This is a genomic window from Rathayibacter sp. Leaf299 (genome assembly GCF_001423055.1).
In the GTDB taxonomy this organism is placed as follows: Bacteria; Actinomycetota; Actinomycetes; order Actinomycetales; family Microbacteriaceae; genus Rathayibacter; species Rathayibacter caricis.
The window spans coordinates 82,554-103,059 of the sequence record NZ_LMNT01000001.1 but is presented as its reverse complement, the minus strand read 5'-3'; the positions used below and the strand labels follow the sequence as shown (position 1 = coordinate 103,059).

Sequence of the window (20,506 nt, the reverse complement as noted above, 5' to 3'; positions counted from 1 at the left end):
TCGAGATCCGCCCCTCCAGCCACCCCGCGCCGCGGACGACGAGACGTCCCCGTGCCGTCGACACGTCCCGCCGCTGCGGGGTGTCTCGACGGTCCGAGGACGTCTCGTGGAGGGGCGGGTCTCGATACGCCGCTGCGCGGCTACTCGACCAGCGGGGGGCTACTTCTTGCGGCGAGGGCCCTTCTCGACGGTGCGGATGCCGGTCGTGCCCGTCACCTGGTTCACGCCGGTGGTGTCGATGTCGGTCGGGCGCTCGCCCGGGCGGTAGGCGGTGTCGACCGCCGACTGCACCGACTCGTCGACGACCGTCGCCGCGGCGATCGCCCGCTCCATCCGGCTTTGGCGCGAGCGGAGGTAGAGGCCGAGCGCGATGATGACGATCAGCGCGAGGTACGCGAAGGCCGCGAACGGACGGGTGACCAGCGCGGTCAGGTCGCCCTGCGAGAGCTGCAGCGCCCGGCGCAGCTGCGCCTCCGCCATCGGGCCGAGGATCAGCCCGATCACCAGCGGCGCCACCGGGTAGCCGAAGCGGCGGAGGAAGTAGCCCACCACTCCGACGACCAGCAGGATCACGATGTCGACCGTCGAGAAGTTGACGGCGTACGCGCCCAGCACCGCGAAGGTCAGGATGCCCGCGTAGAGGTACGGGCGCGGGATCTGCAGCAGCTTCACCCACATGCCCACCAGCGGCAGGTTCAGCACCAGCAGCATCACGTTGCCGATGTAGAGGCTCGCGATCAGCGCCCAGACGAGTCCCGGCTGGTTGGTGAACAGCTGCGGTCCGGGCTGGATGCCGTAGCTCTGGAACGCCGAGAGGATGATCGCGGCGGTCGCGGTCGTCGGCAGTCCCAGCGTCAGCAGCGGCACGAGCACGCCCGCCGCCGCCGCGTTGTTCGCCGACTCCGGACCGGCCACGCCCTCGATCGCCCCGCGGCCGAACTCGTGCTTGTGCTTCGAGAGCTTGCGCTCGGTCGCGTACGACAGGAACGTCGCCACATCCGCGCCGCCGGCCGGGATCGTGCCGATCGGGAAGCCGATCGCGGTGCCGCGCAGCCACGGCTTCCACGAGCGCTTGAAGTCGTCGCGAGTCATCCAGCTGCGCCATCCGCGGGTCACGGGGATCACCTGGATGCCGCCGTGCCGCATCCGGGACGCCACGTAGAGCGTCTCGCCGACCGCGAAGAGGCCGACCGCCACGAGCACCACGTCGATGCCGTCGGCGAGCGGCAGCAGTCCGAAGGTGTAGCGCTGCTGGCCCGAGAGGATCTCGGTGCCCACCAGGCCCACGAAGAGGCCCAGCCCCAGCGAGCTGAGTCCGCGCCAGACGGAGGAGCCGAGCAGGGCGCCCACGGTGATGAACGCGATGACCATCAGGGCCACGTAGTCGGCGGGAGCGAGGTTCACGGCCCAGGCCGCGATGGTCGGGGCGAGGAGGGTCAGCAGCACGGTGGCGACGGTGCCGGCGACGAACGAGCCGAGGGCCGCGGTGGCGAGGGCCGCGGCTCCGCGCCCCATCTTCGCCATCTTGTTGCCCTCGAGCGCGGTGACGATCGAGGCCGACTCCCCCGGCGTGTTCAGCAGGATGCTCGTGGTCGAGCCGCCGTACATGCCGCCGTAGTAGATGCCGGCGAAGGTGATCAGCGCCGCGGTGGGGTCGAGCGTGTAGGTCAGCGGCAGCAGCAGCGCCACCGTCATGGCCGGGCCGATGCCGGGCAGCACGCCGACGGCGGTGCCGACCAGCACGCCCAGGAACGCGAAGACCAGGTACTCGGGCTGCGCGGCGATCGCGAAGCCCTCGAGCAGTGCCGAGATGTTGTCCACGTCAGCCTCCGATCGCGTCGAGGAGGGGCTGCAGCCAGCCCAGGAGCGGACCCAGCGGCAGTGAGAGCCCGAGCAGGCCGCCGAAGACGATCTGCACGACCAGGCCCAGCGCCAGGCCGACGAGGATCGCGACCCACCACTTCTTCGCGCCCAGCGACCAGGCGACTCCGCCGAAGAGCACGGCCGCGGCGAGCGCCCAGCCGATCAGGTCGACGAGGACGATGTGCGCGATGACGAAGGCGACGAGCTTGCCCAGGGTGACCCAGTCGGTCTTCGCCGAGGAGTCGATGTCCTCGCCCTCCTCCTGCGGGCCGAGGCGGCCGCGGAGGACGTCGATCAGCACCATGACCGCCGAGAAGGTGAGGATGCCGCTGACCAGGAACGGGAAGACCCGCGGGCCGACCTGCGAGCCGGCGCCGGGAGCGCGGATCGAGAACGCGCCGACGAAGACGAAGATCCCGAGGGCGACGGCGAGCACCGCGAAGATCAGCTCGCCGATCAGGCGGCCCCGGTCGGCGCGGGCCGCATCCGTCCCCGGGGCCACCGGAGGAGCGGAGGTCGACATCAGTCGACCAGCCCGATGTTCTTCAGCGTGGCGCCGACCTCGGTGATGTCGGACTCGAGGAAGTCGCCGAACTCGTCGCCGGTGAGGAACGCGTCGGTCCAGCCGCGGGTCGCGAGCTCCTCGGTCCACGCCTCGGTGCCGTGCAGCTCGGTGACGAGGTCCGTGAGGGCCGCGGTCTCCTCCTCCGTGATGTCGGAGGGGGCGAGCACGCCGCGCCAGTTGGTGAGGGTCACGTCGTAGCCGGCCTCGGTCATGGTCTCGATGTCCGGGAGCGACTCGACGGGCTCGGCCGACGAGACGGCGAGGGCGCGCATGGTGCCGGCCTCGATGTGCTCGAGGAACTCGCCCACGCCCGAGATGCCGGCGCCGACGTTGTTGCCGAGGATCAGCGAGACGGCCTCGCCGCCGCCCGAGTTGGGGATGTAGTTGAGCTTCTCGGCGATCTCGTCGCCCGAGAGGCCGGCCGACTCGAGCAGCAGGCCCGCGAGGATGTGGTCGGCGCCGCCCGCGGAGCCGCCGGTGACGGTGACCTCCTGGCCCTTGTCGACGATGTCGTCGGCGAGGTCCTCGAGGGTCTCGTACTCGGAGTCGGCCGGCACGACGATGACGAGCGACTCCTCGGTGAGGCGGGCGATCGGAGTCGTGTCCTCCATCCGCACGTCGGCGGCGTTGGTCTCGACCGCGCCGACCATGACGAGGCCGGTGACCATCAGGGTGTTCGGGTCCTTCTCGTTGGCGAGGGAGGCGAGGCCGACGGTGCCGCCCGCGCCGCCGACGTTGGTGACGGGGGCCGAGCCGACGAGCTCCTCGGCGGTCAGCAGCTGCGACATCGCGCGGCCGGTCTGGTCCCAGCCGCCGCCCGGGTCGGCGGGGACGATGATCTGGAGCGACTCGACGGCGCCGCCGGCGGCGGGCTCCTCGGAGGCGGTCCCTCCGGACGAGCAGGCGGTGAGGGCGAGGGTCGAGGCGGCGAGCACGACGAGGAAGGGCTTGGATCGCATGGTTCTTTCTCTCCTTTGAGAACTCCCGAGTGCGAGATCGGGGTGATGCGCCGCTGCGGCGCGCGAGTCAGAACCTAATGAGAGCGACGCGGCGGCCGCGGCTTCGGAAACTAAGTGCGGGCTTTCGTAACTATTGGTCGGCGACCGGTCGGTCTCGATCCGGTCCCGGAGCGACGCAGCGGCACCCGTGGCGCGACATGATGGGCGGGTGGTTCGGGCAATGTCGCTTCGAGTACAGCTCCTGCTGCTGCAGGCGCTGATCGTCGCTGTCGCCGTCGTCGCGACCGGCCTCGTCGCCGGATCGCTGCAGGAGCGCTCGCTGCGCTCCTCCTACCTCGACCGCATGACCGGAGTCGCGCGCTCGGTCGCGAACCTGCCCGCGATCACCGAGGCCTTCGACGACGAGGACCCCTCGATCGTGATCCAGCCGATCGCCGAGGTGATCCGGGAGGCGTCCGACGTCACCTACGTGGTCGTCACCGACCGCGCGGGCGTGCGGTTCTCGCACCCCGACACCGAGCGGATCGGCGAGCGCGTCTCGACCGATCCCTCCGTGCCGCTGGCCGGGCAGACCTTCGTCGGCACGCAGACCGGCACGCTCGGCGAGTCGTGGCGGGTGAAGGTGCCGGTGTTCGGCTCCGACGGGGAGGTGATCGGCACGGCCTCGGTCGGGATCCTCGAGTCGGCGCTGCGGAAGGACTTCCTCGGCCACCTCAGCTGGCTGCTCTGGGCGATGGCGGGCGCGGCCGTGCTCGGGATCTTCGGCGCCGCCTGGGTCACCGCGATCATCCGCCGCCGCATCTTCCGCCTCGAGCCGGAGGAGATCGCGTCGCTCGTGACGCAGCAGGAGACGATGCTGCACCGGCTCTCGGAGGGCGTGGTGACGGTCGACGCGGCAGGGCGGATCGTGCTGGTCAACGACGCGGCGACGGCGCTGCTGGGCTGGTCGCCGGATCCGGCCCAGCCTCCTCCGCTGGCCCGCGACGTGCTCGAGCCGTCGCTGCTCGAGGTGCTCGAGGCGGGCGAGCGCGAAGGACGGCTGGTCCTCGCGGGCGAGCGGATCCTGATCGCGCGCGGCACCGGCACGCGCCGCGGCGAGCGCACGGTCGGCGCGACCCTCCTGCTCCGCGACCACACCGAGCTGCACCAGCTGATGCAGGACACCGACGGCGCGCAGTCGCTCGCCGCCGGCCTGCGCGCTCAGGCGCACGAGTTCGCGAACACCATGCACGTCGTCTCGGGGCTGCTCGAGCTCGACTGCGTCGACGAGGCGCGCGCGTTCATCGCGCGGCTCGGCAGCGGAGGCCCGCTCGGAGTCGGCGGAGCGATCGCACCCGAGATGCTGATGGAGGATCCGGAGCTCACGGCGCTGCTCATGGTCAAGAGCGCCCACGCACGCGAGCTGCGGATCGACCTCGCCGTCTCCGCGACTCCCGACGCCGAGGCCCTCGCAGGCCGCCTGCCCTCGACCCTGCGCGACGACGTCGTCACCGTGGTCGGCAACCTCGTCGACAACGCGCTCGAGGCCTGCTCGGCCGGGCACCGCGTGCGCGTGCAGTTCTCGATCGACCGCGAGGACCTCGTGATCGAGGTCGACGACGACGGAGCGGGGATCCCGCCGGAGCACCGCGAGCAGGTGTTCGAGGAGGGCGTGTCGTCCAAGGGCGGCCCCGACTCCGGGCAGCGGGTGCACGGGCGCGGCATCGGGCTGGCTCTCGTGCGCCGCGTGGCGCAGCGCAACCGCGGCACCGTCACGGCGGGGGCGTCGGAGTGGGGAGGGGCGCGTCTCACCGCGCGCCTGCACCTGCCGCCGGTCGCGGCCGTCCAGGTGGTGCGGTGACCGGCCCGCTGTCGGTCGTCATCGTCGACGACGACTCCGCCATCGCCGCCCTGCACGAGCGGTTCGTCGCCGCGCACCCCGGGTTCGAGGTGCGGGAGGTGGCGGGCGACGGACCGTCCGCGGTCGCCGCGATCCAGGCGCATCAGCCCGACGTGGTGCTGCTCGACTTCCACCTGCCCGGGTTCTCGGGGCTCGACGTGCTGCGGGCGGTGCGGGCGACCGCCGGGCCGCAGCCGGACTTCATCGCGGTGACGGCGGTGCGCGACGTGGAGAGCGTGCGCGCGGCGCGGGCGGCGGGGGTGCACCACTACCTGGTGAAGCCGTTCAGCGCGACGGCGCTGCGGAACCGGCTGGACGAGGTGGCGCACGACCGCCGGCTGTTCGAGGGGGCGGCGGGGCTGCACCAGGACGAGATCGACGTGCTCTTCACCTCGGGCGCGCGGGCGCAGGCGCTGCCGAAGGGGCTGAGCACCGAGACGCTCGCGTCGGTGCTGGGCGCGCTGCGACCGGATGCGGACGCGTCGGCGACCGAGGTCAGCGTCGCCGTCGGCATCTCGCGGGTGAGCGCGCGGCGGTACCTCGAGCACCTGGTGGCGTCGGGCCGCGCGGCCCGGACTCTGCGCTACTCGACGGGGCGGCCCTCGAGCGTGTACACGCTGGTGGAGTGACGCCCCCCCGCTGGTCGAGTAGCCCCGAAGGGGCGTATCGAGACCCACGACTCCCGGACACGCGGATCTCGATACGCCGCTGCGCGGCTACTCGATCAGCAAGGCCCCCCACCTCTGCTGGTCGAGTAGCGCCGCAGGCGCGTATCGAGACCCGCCGACTCCCGCAGACGTGGATCTCGATACTCCCGCTCCGCGGCTACTCGATCGGCGAGGAGGCCCCGGGCACCGTCGAGCCGCGGACCAGCAGCTCCGTCGGCATGATCGTCACGCGCTCGACCGTCTCGCCGGCGAGCAGGCGCACCAGCACCTCCGCCATCGCCGAGCCGAGCTCGGTCGACGGCTGGCGCATCGTCGTGATGGGCGGATCCGCGGCCTGAGCGAAGTAGTCGCCGTCGAAGCCCGCGAGGGCGACGTCGCCGGGAACCGACAGTCCGCGCTCGCGCAATGCGGCGAGTGCGCCCGCCGCCATCTGGTCGTTGGAGGCGAACACCGCGTCGATCGGGCGGCCCGAGTCGAGCAGGCGGTGCATCGCCGCGGCTCCGTCGGCCGGCGAGTAGTCGCCGATCTCGACGCGGGAGTCGTCGAGCCCGGCCTCGCGGACCGCGTCGCGCCAGCCGAGCAGCCGGTCGACGGCGGCGGGCATGTCCTGGCGGCTCGCGATCATGGCCGGCTCGCGGCGGCCGAGGCCGAGGAGGTGCTCGGTGATCTCGCGGGCCGACGCGATGTTGTCGACGTCGACGAAGTAGCTGCCCTGCTCCTCGGCGCTGAGCGGCCGACCGCCGAACACCACCGGGAGGCTCGTGCCGAGCCGGGCGTAGGAGTGGTCGCCGCTGTGGTGCGAGACGACGAGCGCCCCGTCGACGTTGCCGCCGAGGAGGTAGCGGCGGGTCTTCTCGGGCGCCGCCTCTGACGCGATGACGATGTTGAGCGTGTACTCGGTGTCGGCGAGGCGGAGCGCCGCCCCCTGCACCACCGACGCGAAGAACGGATCCGAGAACACCTTCGCGGTCGACTCCGGCACCACGAGCGCGATGACCTCGGTCTTGCGGCTCGCGAGCGACCGGGCCGCGCGGTTCGGCACGTAGCCGAGCTCCTCGATCGCCTTGCGCACGGCCTGGGCCGCGTCGTCCTTCACCCGGGGCGAGTTGTTGACGACGCGGCTGACCGTGGAGCGCGAGACTCCTGCGAGGGCGGCGACCTCTTCGAGCGTCGGCGCGGCCGAGGCGGTGTCGTGACTCATAACGGGCCTCTCGGATCAGTGATCCGAGGGTAGTGGAGCCGCGACACCGCTCGGCGCCCCTCTATCCCTTGACCGCGCCGCTCATGATGCCCGCGATCAGCTGGCGTCCGGCGAGCACGAAGAGCACGAGCAGCGGCACGATCGACATGACCGCTCCGGTGAGCACGATCGAGTAGTCGATGTAGTAGCCCGACTGCAGCTGCGCGAGCGCCGTCTGCAGCGTGGGGTTCGTGGGGCTGAGCACGATCAGCGGCCAGAGGAAGTCGGTCCACGCCATCATGAAGGTGAAGAGCCCGAGGATCGCCATGGCCGGTCGGGCGGCGGGAACCGCGACCGTGAGGAACGTGCGGAACTGGTTCGCCCCGTCCATCCGGGCCGCCTCGATCAGCTCGTCCGGGATCACGTCGATCAGGTACTGGCGCATGAAGAACACGCCGAACGCGGTGACGAGGGTCGGCACGATGACCGCGCCGAGCTCGCCGGTCCAGCCCAGCTGCCGCATCAGGATGAACAGCGGGATGATGCCCAGCTGCGTCGGGATCGCCATGGTCGCCACGACCGTGATCATCAGCCCGTCGCGGCCGCGGAACTTCAGCTTCGCGAAGGCGTAGCCGGCCAGGGTCGAGAAGGTCACGACCGAGACGGTGATGACTCCCGAGACGATGATGCTGTTCAGCAGCGCCGTCCAGAACGGCAGGGCGTCGAAGACCTTCGCCGCGTTGGCGAGGAAGTTGCCGCCCGGCACGAGCGGCAGCGTCTCGCTGCGCGTGGCGTTGGTGCCGCTCGCGACCACGAACGACCACCACAGCGGGTAGGTCGAGCCGAGGATGAACGCGCTGAGCAGTCCGTAGACGAGGAAGCCGGGGCGGTCGACGCGCCCGGCGCCTCCGCGGCGGCGGCGCGGCTCCTTCGCGGCGGCCTCCCCCTCGACGGGGCGGCGGACCGGGAACGCGGCCGTGGGTGCGGGGGCGGTCATCGCTCGCTCGCTTTCTGGCCGAGGCCGGTGGAGGACAGGAGGGGGTCGGTCGCGGCGATCTCGTCGGCGCGGTCGGCCGAGGAGGCGAGCACGGCCGCGGCCTTCTTCTGCGCGCGCTTGCCGAGCACCTGGTTCTCGACCGAGGCGATCCTCCGCGAGACCGCGAAGTTCACCAGCCCGATCAGCACGATCAGGAGGAACAGCAGCCACGCGATCGCGGCCGCCTCGCCGAAGTTCCCGCGGAAGAACGCCATCTCCCACAGGTAGAGCACGGTGGTCTGGAACTGACGGTCGGAGCCGCCGATGCCGCCGGCGTTCGAGACGTCGAACAGGCGCGGCTCGGCGAAGATCTGCAGGCCGCCGATGGTCGCCGTGATGATCACGAAGATCAGGGTCGGGCGGATGTTCGGGATCGTGATCGAGACGAAGCGGCGGAAGGCGCCGGCGCCGTCGATCGCGGCCGACTCGTGCAGATCGCGCGGCACGGCCTGCATGGCGGCCAGGAGGATCAGAGCGTTGTAGCCGGTCCAGCGCCAGTTCACCATCGAGGCGATGGCGACGTGGCTGGCGAGGCGGTCGTTCGTCCAGTCGATCTGCGGGACGCCGATCAGGCCGAGCAGGTTGTTGGCGAGACCCTCCTGCTCGCTGAAGACGCTCGAGAAGATGAGCGCCACCGCGACCGGGGACACGATGTAGGGCAGCAGCACGCTCATCCGCCAGAAGGTGCTGGCGCGCAGCGACTGGTCGAGGGCCGCCGCCAGGAGGAGCGCGACGAGCAGCTGGGGGATCGTGGACAGCAGGAAGATGCTGATGGTGTTGACGATCGAGTTCCAGAAGAACCGGTCGCCGAGCACCGCCGCGAAGTTGCCGAGGCCGACGAAGTCGCCCTGGCCCTGCAGCAGCTCCCAGTCGAAGAGCGACACGACGAGCGTGTAGACGAGGGGGAACGCGCCGGTGATCGCGAAGAGCAGGAAGAACGGCGAGATGTAGAGGTACGGGGAGGCCTTCACGTCGAAGCGGCCGAGCCGCTGGCGGAAGGTCAGGGGGACGCGGGCGGTGGGCCGCTCGCCCCTCGGCGGGGTCGCCGTCGCCGGCGGGGTCAGTGTGCTCGTCATGGCGCGATCGCTTTCCTCGATGGGAGGGCTCGGAGGGAGGGGCTCCCACCCGGCGGAACGGTGCCGCCGGATGGGAGCCCGAGGTGGGAGAGGCGCGTCAGTCGACGAGCTCGCCGAGGAGCTTCAGCGCCTCGGCCCAGGCGGCGTCGCCGTCGAGCTCGCCGCGGTCGACCTTCTGCAGCACGGGGCCGAAGACGTTCTCCTGGATGAGCGAGTCGTCCGGTCCCTTGTACTGGGCGACGACCCCCTCGGCGCGCTTCGCGAGGATCGCACCGGTGGGCGAGCCGTTCAGCGCCGGGTCCGGCTCGGCGGCGGAGGCGAGCTCCTCCTGAGCGGCGAGGGTGCTCGGGAACGGACCGGCCGCCTCGAACGCCTTGATCTGCTGCTCGGGCTCGCTCAGCCACGAGGCGAGAGCGGCGGCCTCGGCGGGGTGCTCCGACTGGGTCGGGACCGAGAGGAACGAGCCGCCCCAGTTGGCCGCACCGCCGGGGAACACGTCGGCGAAGTCCCAGCCGGTGCTGGCGGGGTCGCCGCCTCCGGCCTCCACGCCGCCCTTGAGGGTGCCGAACATCCACGCCGGGCAGACGAAGGTGGCGAAGGTCTCGTCGGTGAACGACTTGCCCTTGTTCCAGTCCCAGGCCTTCTGGCCGGCCGAGAGGCCTGCGGCCGCGGCATCGGTCAGCTGGCCCCAGCGCTCCTCGAGCTCGGGGTTGCCCTCGATGTTGAGCTCGCCGTCGGCGGTGTAGTAGCCCTCGGGCAGCTGGTTGACCATGGCGTTCCAGACGAATCCGGAGTGGTCGAACCAGGCCTTGCCGGTCGCGTCGTTGTACTGCTTGCCGGCGGCGAAGTAGTCGTCCCAGGTCGCGTCCGCGCCGCCGAGCAGCTCGGCCACGGCCTCGCGGTCGGTCGGCAGACCGGCGGCCTCGAAGGCGGCGGTGCTGTAGCAGAGGCCCTCGGGGCCGATGTCGGTGCCGTAGCCGATGACGCGGCCGTCGGGGTCGGTCGCCTGCTCGTACTTCCAGTCGACCCAGTCGGCCTTGCGGTCCTCGATGCCGTGGTCGCGGAGGTCCACGAACTGGTCCGAGACCTCCATGATCTGGCCGAGCCAGCCCTCCTCGATCGCGAGGACGTCGGCGAGGCCGGAGCCCGCCGCGAGCTTGGTGAAGGCGTCGGTGCGGGCGTTGCCGCCGGTGTCGATGTTGTTCGGGACGATGGTGATCCCGGGGTTCGCCTCCTCGTACTCGGCGTAGAGGTCCTCGAACCCCATCGCGTTGAACGTGGTGACGGTCAGTTCGATGTTCCCGCCCTCGGCGGCGTCGGAACCGGACGACGAGCATCCGGTGACGACGAGGGCGAGGGTTGCGGCGCCGGAGATCGCTGCGGCGATCCTGGCGCGTCGTGATGCGAGCACGGTCACTCCTTCGTGAGTTGGTGAGGGCATCCCGTAGAGCGCTCTCACGCGGCTGTGCTGCGTCCGTGAGAGCGCTCTCACGAGGTGTAGGGCGAGTGTACGAACTCTTCTGCGGAGAGGTCAAGAGTTTTGAGAGAGCGCTCTCAAAATGAACGGAGACGACGTCGCGACCGGGTACCGGCGCAGGCGCGCGGTCCTGCTCCGACCCCCTCGGTGGACTTAACACGCACCGCATCGGCCCGACACACGGGCGAAACAGAGCCTTCGTAGGGTTTGTACTGATCAGTTCACTCGTCCCTCCCGAACCGGGAGCGACCCCCCGGAGCGGAGTCCCCCATGCGCGAGACCAGCCCGATCGCGGCGCCGCCCCGCGGTGCCGAGAGCACGTCCGCGGTGTCGATCCGCGGCGTCGAGAAGGTGTTCCCGCTCGGTCGGGGACGCAGCGTGCAGGCCCTGACCGGCATCGACATCGAGGTCGCTCACGGCGAGTTCGTCGCGATCATCGGCCCGTCCGGCTGCGGGAAATCGACGATCCTGCGCCTCGCAGCGGGCCTCGACGTCGCGACCTCCGGCACGGTCGAGGTCTTCGGCGACGACCCGCACCGACTCGCGCGCCAGCACCGCCTCGGAGTCGCGTTCCAGGAGCACGCGCTGCTGCCGTGGGCCAGCGTCCGCGCCAACATCGCGCTCCCGTTCCAGGTCGCCGGGCGCCGGATCGACGACGCTCGCGTCGACGAGCTGATCCGGCTCGTGGGCCTGACCGGCTTCGAGGACGCCCGACCCAAGCAGCTCTCGGGCGGCATGCGTCAGCGCGCCTCCATCGCCAGGGCGCTCGCGCTCGGCCCCGACCTCCTCCTCCTCGACGAGCCCTTCGGCGCTCTCGACGCGGTCACGCGCCGCCGCATGAACGCCGAGCTCGCCCGTATCTGGAGCGAGGAGCGGATCACCACCGTCCTCATCACCCACGACGTGGACGAGGCGCTCATCCTGGCCGACCGCGTGATCGTGATGAGCGGCCGACCGGGGCAGGTGCGCACCGTGCGCGACGTCTCGTTCGCCCGGCCCCGCGACGCGGTGACGACGCGCACTCCCGAGTTCCACGAGCTGGTCGACGAGCTCACGGCTCTGCTCGACGGCGCCGAGACGGTGCCGAGATGACGCGCGCACGCTCGGCGGCTCTCTCCGCCGTGGCGGGCGCCGTCCTCCTGCTCGTCGTCGCCGAGCTCGTCGGCCGCTCGGGTCTCGCCGGGCGGGCGTGGCCCCCGCTGACCGAGGTGCTGGCGTACGCCGCCACCTCCGCCGGATCGAGCCTGCTCTGGCGCAACGGAGTCGTGACGATCACGGCCGCGGGGCAGGGGCTCGTCCTCGGAGCGGTCGTCGCGGTCCTCGGCGCCGGTCTCGCGCTGATCGTCCCGGCGCTGCGCCCCGGCTTCGACCGCTTCGCGGCGATCCTGAACGCGTTCCCCACGATCGCCCTCGCGCCCCTGCTGATCACCACCGTCGGCCGCGAGGACACCCCGCTCGTCATCGCCGCGCTGAGCGTCGGCTTCGTGATGTTCGTGACGATGACCTCCGCCTTCTCGACCGGCTCGTCGGCGCACGCCGACGTGCTGACCGTGCTCGGAGCGAGCCGGGCCCAGCGCCTGCGCCGCCTCGAGCTCCCCCGCGCGGTGCCCGCGTTCTTCGACGGGCTCACCATGAGCGCACCCGCCGCCGTGCTCGGAGCGACGATCGGCGAGTGGTTCGGCGCCCCGCGCGGCCTCGGGCTCCTCCTTGTGAGCGCGATGCAGAACTACCAGATGACCCTGCTGTGGTCGGCGGCGCTGGTCGCGACCGTGGTCTCGCTCGCGGCCTACCTCGTCTTCGTGCAGCTGCAGCGCCTGGCCGTCGGGAGGTTCTCGTGATCCGCCCCGCCCTCCGCGGCCTGGTGCACCTCTGGCCGGTCCTGCTCGTCCTCGTCGCCTGGGACCTCTGGGTCGTGCTCAACGGCTACACCGCCACCGTCGCGCCCCGACCGTGGCCTGTGGTGGGCGACGTCGTGCTGGGCGTCGTCGACTACCTCCCGTCGGTCGGCTACACGCTCGGCGTGGCACTGGTCGGCCTCGTCGGAGGAACGTCCATCGGCTTCGCCGCGGCGGTGCTGGTCTGGTCCTCGACCGCGGTGGCGGGCGTCGTCACTCCGGCCGCGCTCATCATCCGCTCGGTGCCGATCACCGCGATGATCCCGATCATCGCCCGGATCGTCGGCTACGGCGACCCGGCGGTGATCACCTCGACGGTGCTGATCTGCTTCTTCCCCGCGTTCGTCTTCACCCTCTCGGGGCTCACCTCGATCCCCTCCGCCGGTCGCGACCTGTTCGCGGTGCTCGGCGCAGGCAAGGTGCAGGTGCTGAGGCGGCTCGGCGTCCTGCACGCTCTGCCCCAGCTCATGGTGTCGGTCCGCATCACCGCACCCACCGCGGTGCTCGGAGCGATGCTCGCCGAGTTCCTGATGGGCGCGCACGGACTGGGCGCGCTCTTCTCGGAGTCGCGCAGCTACATGGACATGGAGCGCTCGTGGGGTGTCGCGCTGGTCGCGACCGTCCTCTCGGTGCTCGTGTTCCTGGCCGCCCGCGGACTCGAGCACCGCGTCGTCGCCCGCGTGGGCTGACGTCCTCTGCACCTCTGTCCTCTTCCTCCCCTCCCGCAGTGTTCCGAAGGAGTCCCATGTCCCGATCCCTCCCGCCCCGCCTGCTCCGAACCGCCGGCATCGGCCTCGTCGCCGCCACCGCGGCCGCCCTCGCGGGCTGCTCGTCGTCCGACGGCTCCGCGGCCGCGGCCGACGACCTCACCACCGTCCGCGTCTCACTCGGCTGGATCACCAATGTCGAGTGGGCGGGCTTCTGGCTCGCCGACGCCAACGGCTACTACGAGGACGAGGGCCTGGACATCGAGTGGATCGGCGGCGGACCCAACGCGCCGACCACCATGGCCACCGTCGCCGCAGGAGACGCCGACCTCGGCATCCAGCCCGGAGCGCAGGCGTGGCTCGCGAGCTTCGCCGACGGCAACGACTGGACCGCGGTGGGAACCGTCTACCAGGACAGCCCCTCCTCGATCGTCTCGCTGGCCGACGACCCGGTCACCTCGGCCGAGGACCTCGTGGGCAAGACGGTGCTGGGCCAGGAGGGCACGCAGATCGACTACGACGCCGTCTTCCGCGTCGCCGGCCTCGAGCCCGACTACGAGTTCCTCCCGGCGGGCTTCGACATCGCCCCGCTGGTCGAGGGACAGGGCGTCGCCTACACGGCCTACGCCACGAACCAGCCGATCATGCTCGAGGAGCAGTACGACCTCGCTCCCGACGACTACGTCGTGACCCTCTACTCGGACCTCGGTCTGCCCACTTACGGCAACATCATCTACGGCGACTCGGCCTACGTCGAGGACAACGCCGACGTGATGGAGGGCTTCCTCGCGGCGTCGCTCCGAGGCTGGGAGGAGAACGGCGAGGACCCGGCCGTCGGCGCGCAGCTCTCGGTCGACGAGTACGGCGCCGACCTCGGACTCGACCTCGTGCAGCAGACGCGCGAGAACGAGCTGCAGCAGCCGCTGGTGGTCGGCACGACGGGCGACCCGCTGCTCTGGATGAGCGAGGCGCGCCTGCGCGACGAGATGTACCCGGGGCTCGAGGCCGCCGGCTACGAGGACCTCCCCGACCCCGCCGAGTACGTCGACATGTCCTACCTCGAGGCCGCCGCGGCGCGGGTCGAGTGACCGCCGTGACCGACACGATGAGCACCCTCGCGACCGGCTCCGCCCCCCTCCGCGACCTCCGCGACCTGCCCAAGGGGCACCTCCACCTGCACATGGAGGCGTCCGTCCGACCCGCCACCCTGGCGTCGATGGCCGCGGCCATCGGCATCGCGGCACCCGAGACCACGGTCTTCAGCGGATTCACGCAGTTCGACGTCGTCTACCGCACCCTCCTCGCGGTCCTGCAGGAGCCGGAGCACCTGGCGCGGCTGATCGACGAGATCTTCGAGGACCAGGCGGCCGACGGCGTCGTCTACCTCGAGCTCGGCGTCGATCCGTCCTTCTACGTCGAGCGCTACGGCTCGCACGCGGCGGCGCTGGAGGTCATGCTCGAGCACGCGCACCGCTCCTCCGAACGCCACGGAGTCGCCTTCGGCTTCATGGTGACGATCGATCGCACGGGGAGTGTCGAGGACTCCCTGCTGGTCGCGCGCGCGGCGGTCGGCGCAGCCGGTCGCGGAGTGGTCTCGCTGGGACTGGCGAGCGACGAGCGCGGACATCCCGGAGCGGCCTTCGCCGACGCCTTCGCGCTGGCGCGGGCGGCAGGGCTGCAGTCGACTCCCCACGCCGGCGAGCTGGTGGGACCGGAGTCGATCCGAGAGGCGCTCGACGTGCTCCACGCCGACCGCATCCTGCACGGCGTCCGCGCCGTCGAGGACCCGGCGCTCGTCGCCGAGCTGGCCGAGCGCGGGATCCCGCTCGACGTCTGCCCGACCTCGAACCTGCTGCTCGACGTGGTCGAGTCGCTCGACGCCCATCCGCTGCCCGCTCTGCTCGCGGCGGGAGTGCGCTGCTCGATCAACGCCGACGATCCGATCATCTTCGGACCGCAGATCCTGTCGGAGTACGAGCTGTGCCGCACGACGCTCGGGCTGAGCGACGAGCAGCTCGCGGCGTGCGCGTGGACGTCGATCGAGACGACCGCGGCCCCGGACGCGCTCAAGCAGGAGGCCCGGCGCCGCATCGACGCCTGGCTGGCCTGACCTCGAGGGCCGGCCGCGGTGCAGTCGCCTCGGGCGCGGAGGCCGTCCGCGCGCCCAGTAGGGTCGGACGGGTGGCGGGGCGATCGGAGCGGGACAGACTCCTCGAACTGGTCGTGGACAGGATCCTCGACGAGAGCATGATCCAGATGAGCCTCAGCGGGATCGCCCGCAGCATCGGCTCGAACAACCGCATGCTGCTGTACTACTTCGCCTCCCGCGAGGACCTGCTCGACGAGGCCGCCGTGCGCGCCTTCGACCGGTTCCCCCTGCTGCGCGACCTGTTCGTGCACCTCGCCGGCCCCGGCGGCCTCGAGACCCGGCTGCTGCGCGCGTGGCACGACCTCTCGCTCCCGGAGCACCTGCCCTATCTGCGGCTCTACTTCCAGCAGCTGGGCACGGCCGTGCACGAGGGGCACGCCTGGGCGCCGTTCCTGGCCCGTTCGGCGACGCAGTGGCTCGAGTCGCTCGGCGCGCAGCTGCTGGCCGACGGCTTCGGGCCCGAGCGGAGCCGCACCGCGGCGATCGAGATCCTGTCGCTCTGGCGGGGCCTGCAGATCCTGCTCCTGACGGGTGCTCCCGCGGCCGAGCTCGATGCGAGCTACGCGCTGCGGGTGCGCTCGCTCGTCGCCGAGCTCGACGCGAGCGACTGATCCGCCGGCGTCCCGCGCCTGGACGCAGACCGTTCCCCGACTGTGACGTGCCGGAAACATCGCTCGCCTACCGTTGAACTGATCGGTTCACTCGAACCGGCGACGACGACGCGAGGAGACGCGATGACAGAGCGCTGGAAGATCGGGATGTTCCAGTCCGCGATGCTGATGGGCTCGTGGCGCCTGCCCGAGAACACGTCCACCCGGTTCCTCGAGCTCGACCACTGGATCCGGATGGCGAAGCGCTGCGAGGAGGCGGGGGTCGACTTCCTGTTCATGGCCGACGACTACGGCTACCCGGTCGTGAACGACTCGGTCCCGGACGCCGCGATCCGCAACGGCATCCAGGTGCCCAAGGCCGATCCGTCGATGATCCTGCCCGCCCTCGCCGCGGTCACCGAACGGCTCGGCCTGGTGACCACGCAGTCGACCTCGGTCGAGAAGCCCCCCATGGTGGCGCGCAAGCTCGCGACCCTCGACCACATGACCCAGGGGCGCATCGGCTGGAACATCGTCACCGGCGCCGGCCAGAACGCCTCGGCCCGGCTCTTCGGCGCTCCGATGATCGAGCACGACCTGCGCTACGAGATCGCGGCCGATCACGTCGAGCTCACCCTCAAGCTCTGGGAGTGCTGCTGGGACGACGACGCGATCGTCGTCGACCGCGAGGGCGGCGTCTACGCCGACCCGTCGAAGGTGCGCGAGATCGAGCACGACGGGCCCCACTTCCGCAGCAAGGGCCTGCTGAACGTGCCGCCGGGGCCGCAGCGGACCCCGATGCTCTTCCAGGCCGGGGCCTCCGGGCCGGGGCGCGATCTCGCGGCGAAGTACGCCGAGGGCGTGTTCCTGGCGGCCGAGATCGCCAAGATGGCCGAGCAGATCACCGACATCCGCCGCCGAGCGGAGTCGTTCGACCGGGACCCGGCGAGCATCGCGTGCCTGCAGGCCGGCACCTTCATCGTCGCCCCGACCAGCGCGCAGGCGCAGGAGCTGCGCGAGCGGCAAGTCGCGAGCCGGACGCTCGACGAGGCCGCGGCCTCCTACGCCTTCTACACCGGCGTCGACCTCTCGGTGATGGACCCCGACAAGCCGATCGACCCGTCGACGGTGTCGCAGACCGGCCGCACCAACCTCGAGCGCTTCCTGGGCCCCGGTGCGCCCACGGTCCGCGAGGTGCTCGAGGAGTTCCAGGCCAACTCCGTGATGGGCGCCCCCTTCATCGGCGACCCCGCCGAGGTGGTCGACCAGGCCGAGGCGGCGCTGGCGGCGACCGGAGGCGACGGCTTCCTCGTCCAGCCCGGTCCCTTCGGGGACTTCGACAGCTTCCTCGACCTCGTCATGCCCGAGCTGCGCGCCCGCGGCCACGTCGTCGACGTCCCGGACGGGCTGACCCTGCGCGGACGCCTCCGCGCGGACGGCCGGGCCCGACTCGCGCCGGACCACCCCGGGGCCCGCCTCAGGGCCGCCGCGGCCGTCTGACCGCCCGCCGTCGCCTCCGCCCCTGCTCCCGTGCCCCGTTCCCCCGGAAGGACCCTCCCGTGCCGCTCACGACCTACTCGCCCGATCCGGCGCTGCTCCGACAGGCCTTCTCGCACTTCCCGTCGGGAGTGGCGGCGTTCGCCGCGCAGGTCGACGGGCGGCTGGAGGGGATGGTCGCCTCGTCCTTCAGCGTCGGAGTCTCGATGGATCCGCCGCTGGTGATGTTCGCCATCCAGAATTCGTCGACCACCTGGCCCGTGCTGCGGGCGGCCGATCGCCTCGGCGTCTCGGTGATGGGCGCGGGGCACGACGCCGCGGTGCGGCAGCTCGCCTCGCGCGACAAGGCCGGGCGCTTCGCGGGCCTCGCGATCGAGAGGAGCGAGTCGGGCGCCGTGTTCGTGCACGACTCTCCGCTCTGGCTGGAGTGCTCGATCTTCGGCGAGATCCCGGCCGGCGACCACCACGTCGTGCTGCTCGAGGTCACCGCGCTGCACAATGACGAGACGATCGAGCCCCTGGTGTTCCACGCGTCGGCCTTCCGGCACCTGCGCTCCGTCGCCTGACGCGCGATCCGTCACGGACGGCCGCCGCTCGTCGATCCGAGCGGCCGTTCGTGACGGATCGACGGGGCCGCCCGGCCGTTCGTGACGGATCGACGCACGCGCGCTCGCCGATCCGTCGCGAACGGTGCGGCGTCAGCCGATCAGCACCGCGAAGCCCTCGGCGGGAACCGGCACCGTGACCGCGCCGGCCGCGGTCTGCGCGCTCACGAGCACGCCGTCGGCCGAGTACACGCTCAGCGTGCCCGAGCCCTCGAGCGTCGCCGAGCGGGTCGTCGTGGTCGAGTTGCGCACCAGCTCGGTGCGCCCGCCGTCGCCCTCGAGCACGAGGCGCGAGACGACCGGGCGCACCAGCAGCGCGTCGAGCTTCGTCTCACCGGTCACTCCGCGCACCTCGACGGTCGTAGCGTCCGCCGGCACCGTGCGCCGCAGCTTCTGCGGCAGCAGCGCGCCCGACGCCTCGGTGATCCCGCGTGCGCCGACCGTGCTCTTCAGCAGGTCCAGCGGGCGCTTCCCGGTGGTCCACACGCTGAGCGGAGTCGCCGCCGTCCCCTTCTCGACGCGCTGGATCACCGGCTCGATCACGCGCTCCTGCGTCGAGGAGCCGATGCCGATCGTCGCCGAGCGGCGCCAGTTCGTCAGCGAGAGGTACGAGCCGCTCCACGAGGACTCGCCGGTCCAGCTCGACTCCGGAGTGACGACCGTGCCGCCCTGCGCCGTCTCGGCCTCGACGACCTCGAGGCCCTCGCGGCTCACCTGGGTCGCAACGGAACGAGCGCGGTCGGCCAGCTCGGGCCGGTCGTCGAGCGCGATCATCGCGAGCAGCCCGTGGATCGTGCTCTCGGCCCCGCTGTTGCGGTTGACGCTGCCGTCGGCCTGCACGCCGTCGAACGTGATTCCCGTCGCCGGGTCGTAGACGGCCGCACCACTGCGGTTGAGGCCGAAGAACCACGCGCCCTGCACACCGGCGAGGTCCGTGAAGGCGCTCGACCCGGTCGCGTCGGCGAGGGCGAGCGAGTTCTGCAGCCGCGAATCCGCTCCGTAGGCGATCTGCACCGTCTCGGTCGGGCTCGGGTAGCGGCCGTTGTCGGGGCCGCCCGAGGTCAGCAGCTCGGGCGCGAAGCGGGAACCGTCGACGACGGCCGGCTCGAGGAGCGAGGCGTCACCGAGCGCGACGGAGGACTCGGCGAGCGCCGCGGGCATCTGCGACGCCCAGGAGTGCCAGAGCGAGCGCGACTTCGCCCACGGCAGGATCGCGCCGTACGGCCACGACGTGGTGTCCCCCTCCGTCGTCGTGCGCGCGAGCGCCGCCACGCCCTCGGCGAGCTTCGCGGTGCTGGCGCGCACGGCGGAGTCGTCGGGTACGGCCTCGACGTACGCCGAGAGGCCCAGCAGCGCCTCTGCGGTCGCGTCGGCCCCGTCGACGATCAGCCAGGCGGGCACCCGGACGCCGTCCGCCGTCTCGTACTGGCCGTAGCGCGTCAGCACCTCGCGGTCGACCGCGGAGACACCGAGGCGGAGGCGCTCCTGCAGGAACGCGGCGAAGTCGGGGTCGTCGTCCTCGAACGCCGCATACCCCTCGCCGAGGGCCCAGAGCGTGCGGGCGAGCCAGTAGCTGTCCTCGGAGTCGCTCGGGTCCGGCAGCTCGATCGGCTCGGCGCTGGGGTTCAGCTCGCCGTCGGGCTGCATCCAGAGCACCACGTTGCCGGCGTCGTCGCCGTCGGTGGTCTGGAAGTAGGCGAGGGCGCGCAGGGTCTCGTAGGCGTTCTCGCGGCTGGCCGTCGATCCGGTCTGCTGCCAGTGGCGGAGGTAGGCGACCGCGGCACGCGAGATGTCGTCGGTGTTGTAGGCGCCCTGCCCCCAGTCGCCGGTCGCGGCATCGAGGGGGCCGCCGCCGACGCGCTCGAACGTGCCACCGTCGCGGGCGTCCGCGTAGGTCCACGGCATCACCAGCTCGGGCTCCTCGGCAAGGCGGTAGGTGGTGTGGCCGGGCTCCGGAGTCGGAGTGGCGGTGTCGAGGAGGAAGTCGAGGTGCGCGGTGTTCGCGAGGGGGGCCGCCGCGTGCGCGGGGGCCGCGCCGAGGGTGAGACCCCCGGCGACGAGGGCGGTGGCGGCCAGGGCGGCCGCCGTGCGTGTTCTGGCGTTCGTCATTGAACTCTCCGATGGGTGGGGGTGGTGGGTGGTGCTTCTGGTCGTGGGGGATCTCGATACGCCCGCTCCGCGGGCTACTCGATCAGCAAGGGACGAGGAGGGACGGCTGCCGCCGACGAAGCCGCGGTGGTCGCGATTGCTTGCTGGTCGAGTAGCCCCGCAGGGGCGTATCGAGACCCACCACCGCCCGGAGACGGGGATCTCGATACGCCCGCTCCGCGGGCTACTCGATCAGCAAGAGGGGCGCAGCG

18 protein-coding genes are annotated in these 20,506 nt (G+C 71.7%); 10 read left to right on the top strand and 8 right to left on the bottom strand.

Going from position 1 to position 20,506, the window contains the following annotated elements:
• Positions 1–159 precede the first annotated feature (159 nt).
• Genes ASF48_RS00495 through ASF48_RS00485 form a run of 3 tightly spaced genes read right to left on the bottom strand, consistent with a single transcriptional unit; the run spans position 160 to position 3,387 of the window.
• Positions 160–1,821 carry a tripartite tricarboxylate transporter permease gene (locus ASF48_RS00495; RefSeq protein ID WP_082480877.1) on the bottom strand — a complete coding sequence of 554 codons (1,662 nt, stop codon included), beginning with the start codon at positions 1,819–1,821 and terminating at the stop codon, positions 160–162.
• A gap of 1 nt (position 1,822) precedes the next feature.
• Positions 1,823–2,386, bottom strand: a complete 564-nt coding sequence (locus ASF48_RS00490) for a tripartite tricarboxylate transporter TctB family protein (protein WP_082480876.1) — start codon at positions 2,384–2,386, stop codon at positions 1,823–1,825.
• The gene (locus ASF48_RS00485) at positions 2,386–3,387 is read right to left on the bottom strand and encodes a Bug family tripartite tricarboxylate transporter substrate binding protein (protein ID WP_055784738.1); all 1,002 of its coding nucleotides are present in this window, start codon (positions 3,385–3,387) and stop codon (positions 2,386–2,388) included. Before ASF48_RS00485 ends, ASF48_RS00490 begins: the two co-directional genes overlap by 1 nt.
• Positions 3,388–3,607: 220 nt before the next feature.
• On the opposite strand from ASF48_RS00485, the gene ASF48_RS00480 reads away from it, so the two are divergent.
• Together ASF48_RS00480 and ASF48_RS00475 are read left to right on the top strand one after the other, a co-directional pair.
• Positions 3,608–5,227: an ATP-binding protein gene (locus tag ASF48_RS00480; protein WP_055784733.1), complete on the top strand. Its 1,620-nt coding sequence runs from the start codon at positions 3,608–3,610 to the stop codon at positions 5,225–5,227.
• The gene (locus ASF48_RS00475) at positions 5,224–5,895 is read left to right on the top strand and encodes a response regulator (RefSeq protein ID WP_200919763.1); all 672 of its coding nucleotides are present in this window, start codon (positions 5,224–5,226) and stop codon (positions 5,893–5,895) included. Before ASF48_RS00480 ends, ASF48_RS00475 begins: the two co-directional genes overlap by 4 nt.
• Before the next feature lie 196 nt (positions 5,896–6,091).
• On the opposite strand, the gene ASF48_RS00470 is transcribed toward ASF48_RS00475, so the two are convergent.
• From ASF48_RS00470 to ASF48_RS00455, 4 genes are all read right to left on the bottom strand, one after another.
• A complete protein-coding gene (locus ASF48_RS00470) occupies positions 6,092–7,135 on the bottom strand; it encodes a LacI family DNA-binding transcriptional regulator (protein ID WP_055784729.1) in 1,044 nt (347 codons plus the stop codon).
• A 61-nt stretch (positions 7,136–7,196) separates the two neighbouring features.
• Complete coding sequence (locus tag ASF48_RS00465; RefSeq protein ID WP_055784726.1) at positions 7,197–8,111, bottom strand: carbohydrate ABC transporter permease; 915 nt, start codon at positions 8,109–8,111, stop codon at positions 7,197–7,199.
• Positions 8,108–9,226 carry a carbohydrate ABC transporter permease gene (locus tag ASF48_RS00460; protein WP_055784723.1) on the bottom strand — a complete coding sequence of 373 codons (1,119 nt, stop codon included), beginning with the start codon at positions 9,224–9,226 and terminating at the stop codon, positions 8,108–8,110. The genes ASF48_RS00465 and ASF48_RS00460 overlap by 4 nt, the downstream gene beginning before the upstream one ends.
• 97 nt (positions 9,227–9,323) lie before the next feature.
• Positions 9,324–10,637 carry an ABC transporter substrate-binding protein gene (locus ASF48_RS00455; RefSeq protein ID WP_235577162.1) on the bottom strand — a complete coding sequence of 438 codons (1,314 nt, stop codon included), beginning with the start codon at positions 10,635–10,637 and terminating at the stop codon, positions 9,324–9,326.
• Between the two features lie 336 nt (positions 10,638–10,973).
• Here ASF48_RS00455 and ASF48_RS00450 point away from each other — a divergent pair, with 336 nt between their 5' ends.
• From ASF48_RS00450 to ASF48_RS00415, 8 genes are all read left to right on the top strand, one after another.
• Complete coding sequence (locus ASF48_RS00450; RefSeq protein ID WP_055784715.1) at positions 10,974–11,795, top strand: ABC transporter ATP-binding protein; 822 nt, start codon at positions 10,974–10,976, stop codon at positions 11,793–11,795.
• Positions 11,792–12,541 carry an ABC transporter permease gene (locus tag ASF48_RS00445; RefSeq protein ID WP_055784712.1) on the top strand — a complete coding sequence of 250 codons (750 nt, stop codon included), beginning with the start codon at positions 11,792–11,794 and terminating at the stop codon, positions 12,539–12,541. The genes ASF48_RS00450 and ASF48_RS00445 overlap by 4 nt, the downstream gene beginning before the upstream one ends.
• Complete coding sequence (locus tag ASF48_RS00440; RefSeq protein WP_055784709.1) at positions 12,538–13,287, top strand: ABC transporter permease; 750 nt, start codon at positions 12,538–12,540, stop codon at positions 13,285–13,287. Before ASF48_RS00445 ends, ASF48_RS00440 begins: the two co-directional genes overlap by 4 nt.
• Before the next feature lie 56 nt (positions 13,288–13,343).
• Positions 13,344–14,393, top strand: a complete 1,050-nt coding sequence (locus tag ASF48_RS00435; RefSeq protein WP_055784704.1) for an ABC transporter substrate-binding protein — start codon at positions 13,344–13,346, stop codon at positions 14,391–14,393.
• 5 nt (positions 14,394–14,398) lie between these two features.
• Entirely contained in the window at positions 14,399–15,415 is a 1,017-nt protein-coding gene (gene add / locus ASF48_RS00430; protein WP_200930942.1) for an adenosine deaminase, read from the top strand.
• A 113-nt stretch (positions 15,416–15,528) separates the two neighbouring features.
• The gene (locus ASF48_RS00425; protein WP_055784701.1) at positions 15,529–16,065 is read left to right on the top strand and encodes a hypothetical protein; all 537 of its coding nucleotides are present in this window, start codon (positions 15,529–15,531) and stop codon (positions 16,063–16,065) included.
• Positions 16,066–16,188: 123 nt separating this feature from the next.
• Positions 16,189–17,544, top strand: coding sequence for an NtaA/DmoA family FMN-dependent monooxygenase (locus tag ASF48_RS00420; protein WP_055784698.1), 1,356 nt, complete (start codon positions 16,189–16,191; stop codon positions 17,542–17,544).
• Between the two features lie 59 nt (positions 17,545–17,603).
• The gene (locus tag ASF48_RS00415; protein WP_055784695.1) at positions 17,604–18,107 is read left to right on the top strand and encodes a flavin reductase family protein; all 504 of its coding nucleotides are present in this window, start codon (positions 17,604–17,606) and stop codon (positions 18,105–18,107) included.
• Between the two features lie 132 nt (positions 18,108–18,239).
• On the opposite strand, the gene ASF48_RS00410 is transcribed toward ASF48_RS00415, so the two are convergent.
• Positions 18,240–20,255, bottom strand: a complete 2,016-nt coding sequence (locus ASF48_RS00410; RefSeq protein ID WP_055784692.1) for a hypothetical protein — start codon at positions 20,253–20,255, stop codon at positions 18,240–18,242.
• Positions 20,256–20,506: the final 251 nt, after the last annotated feature.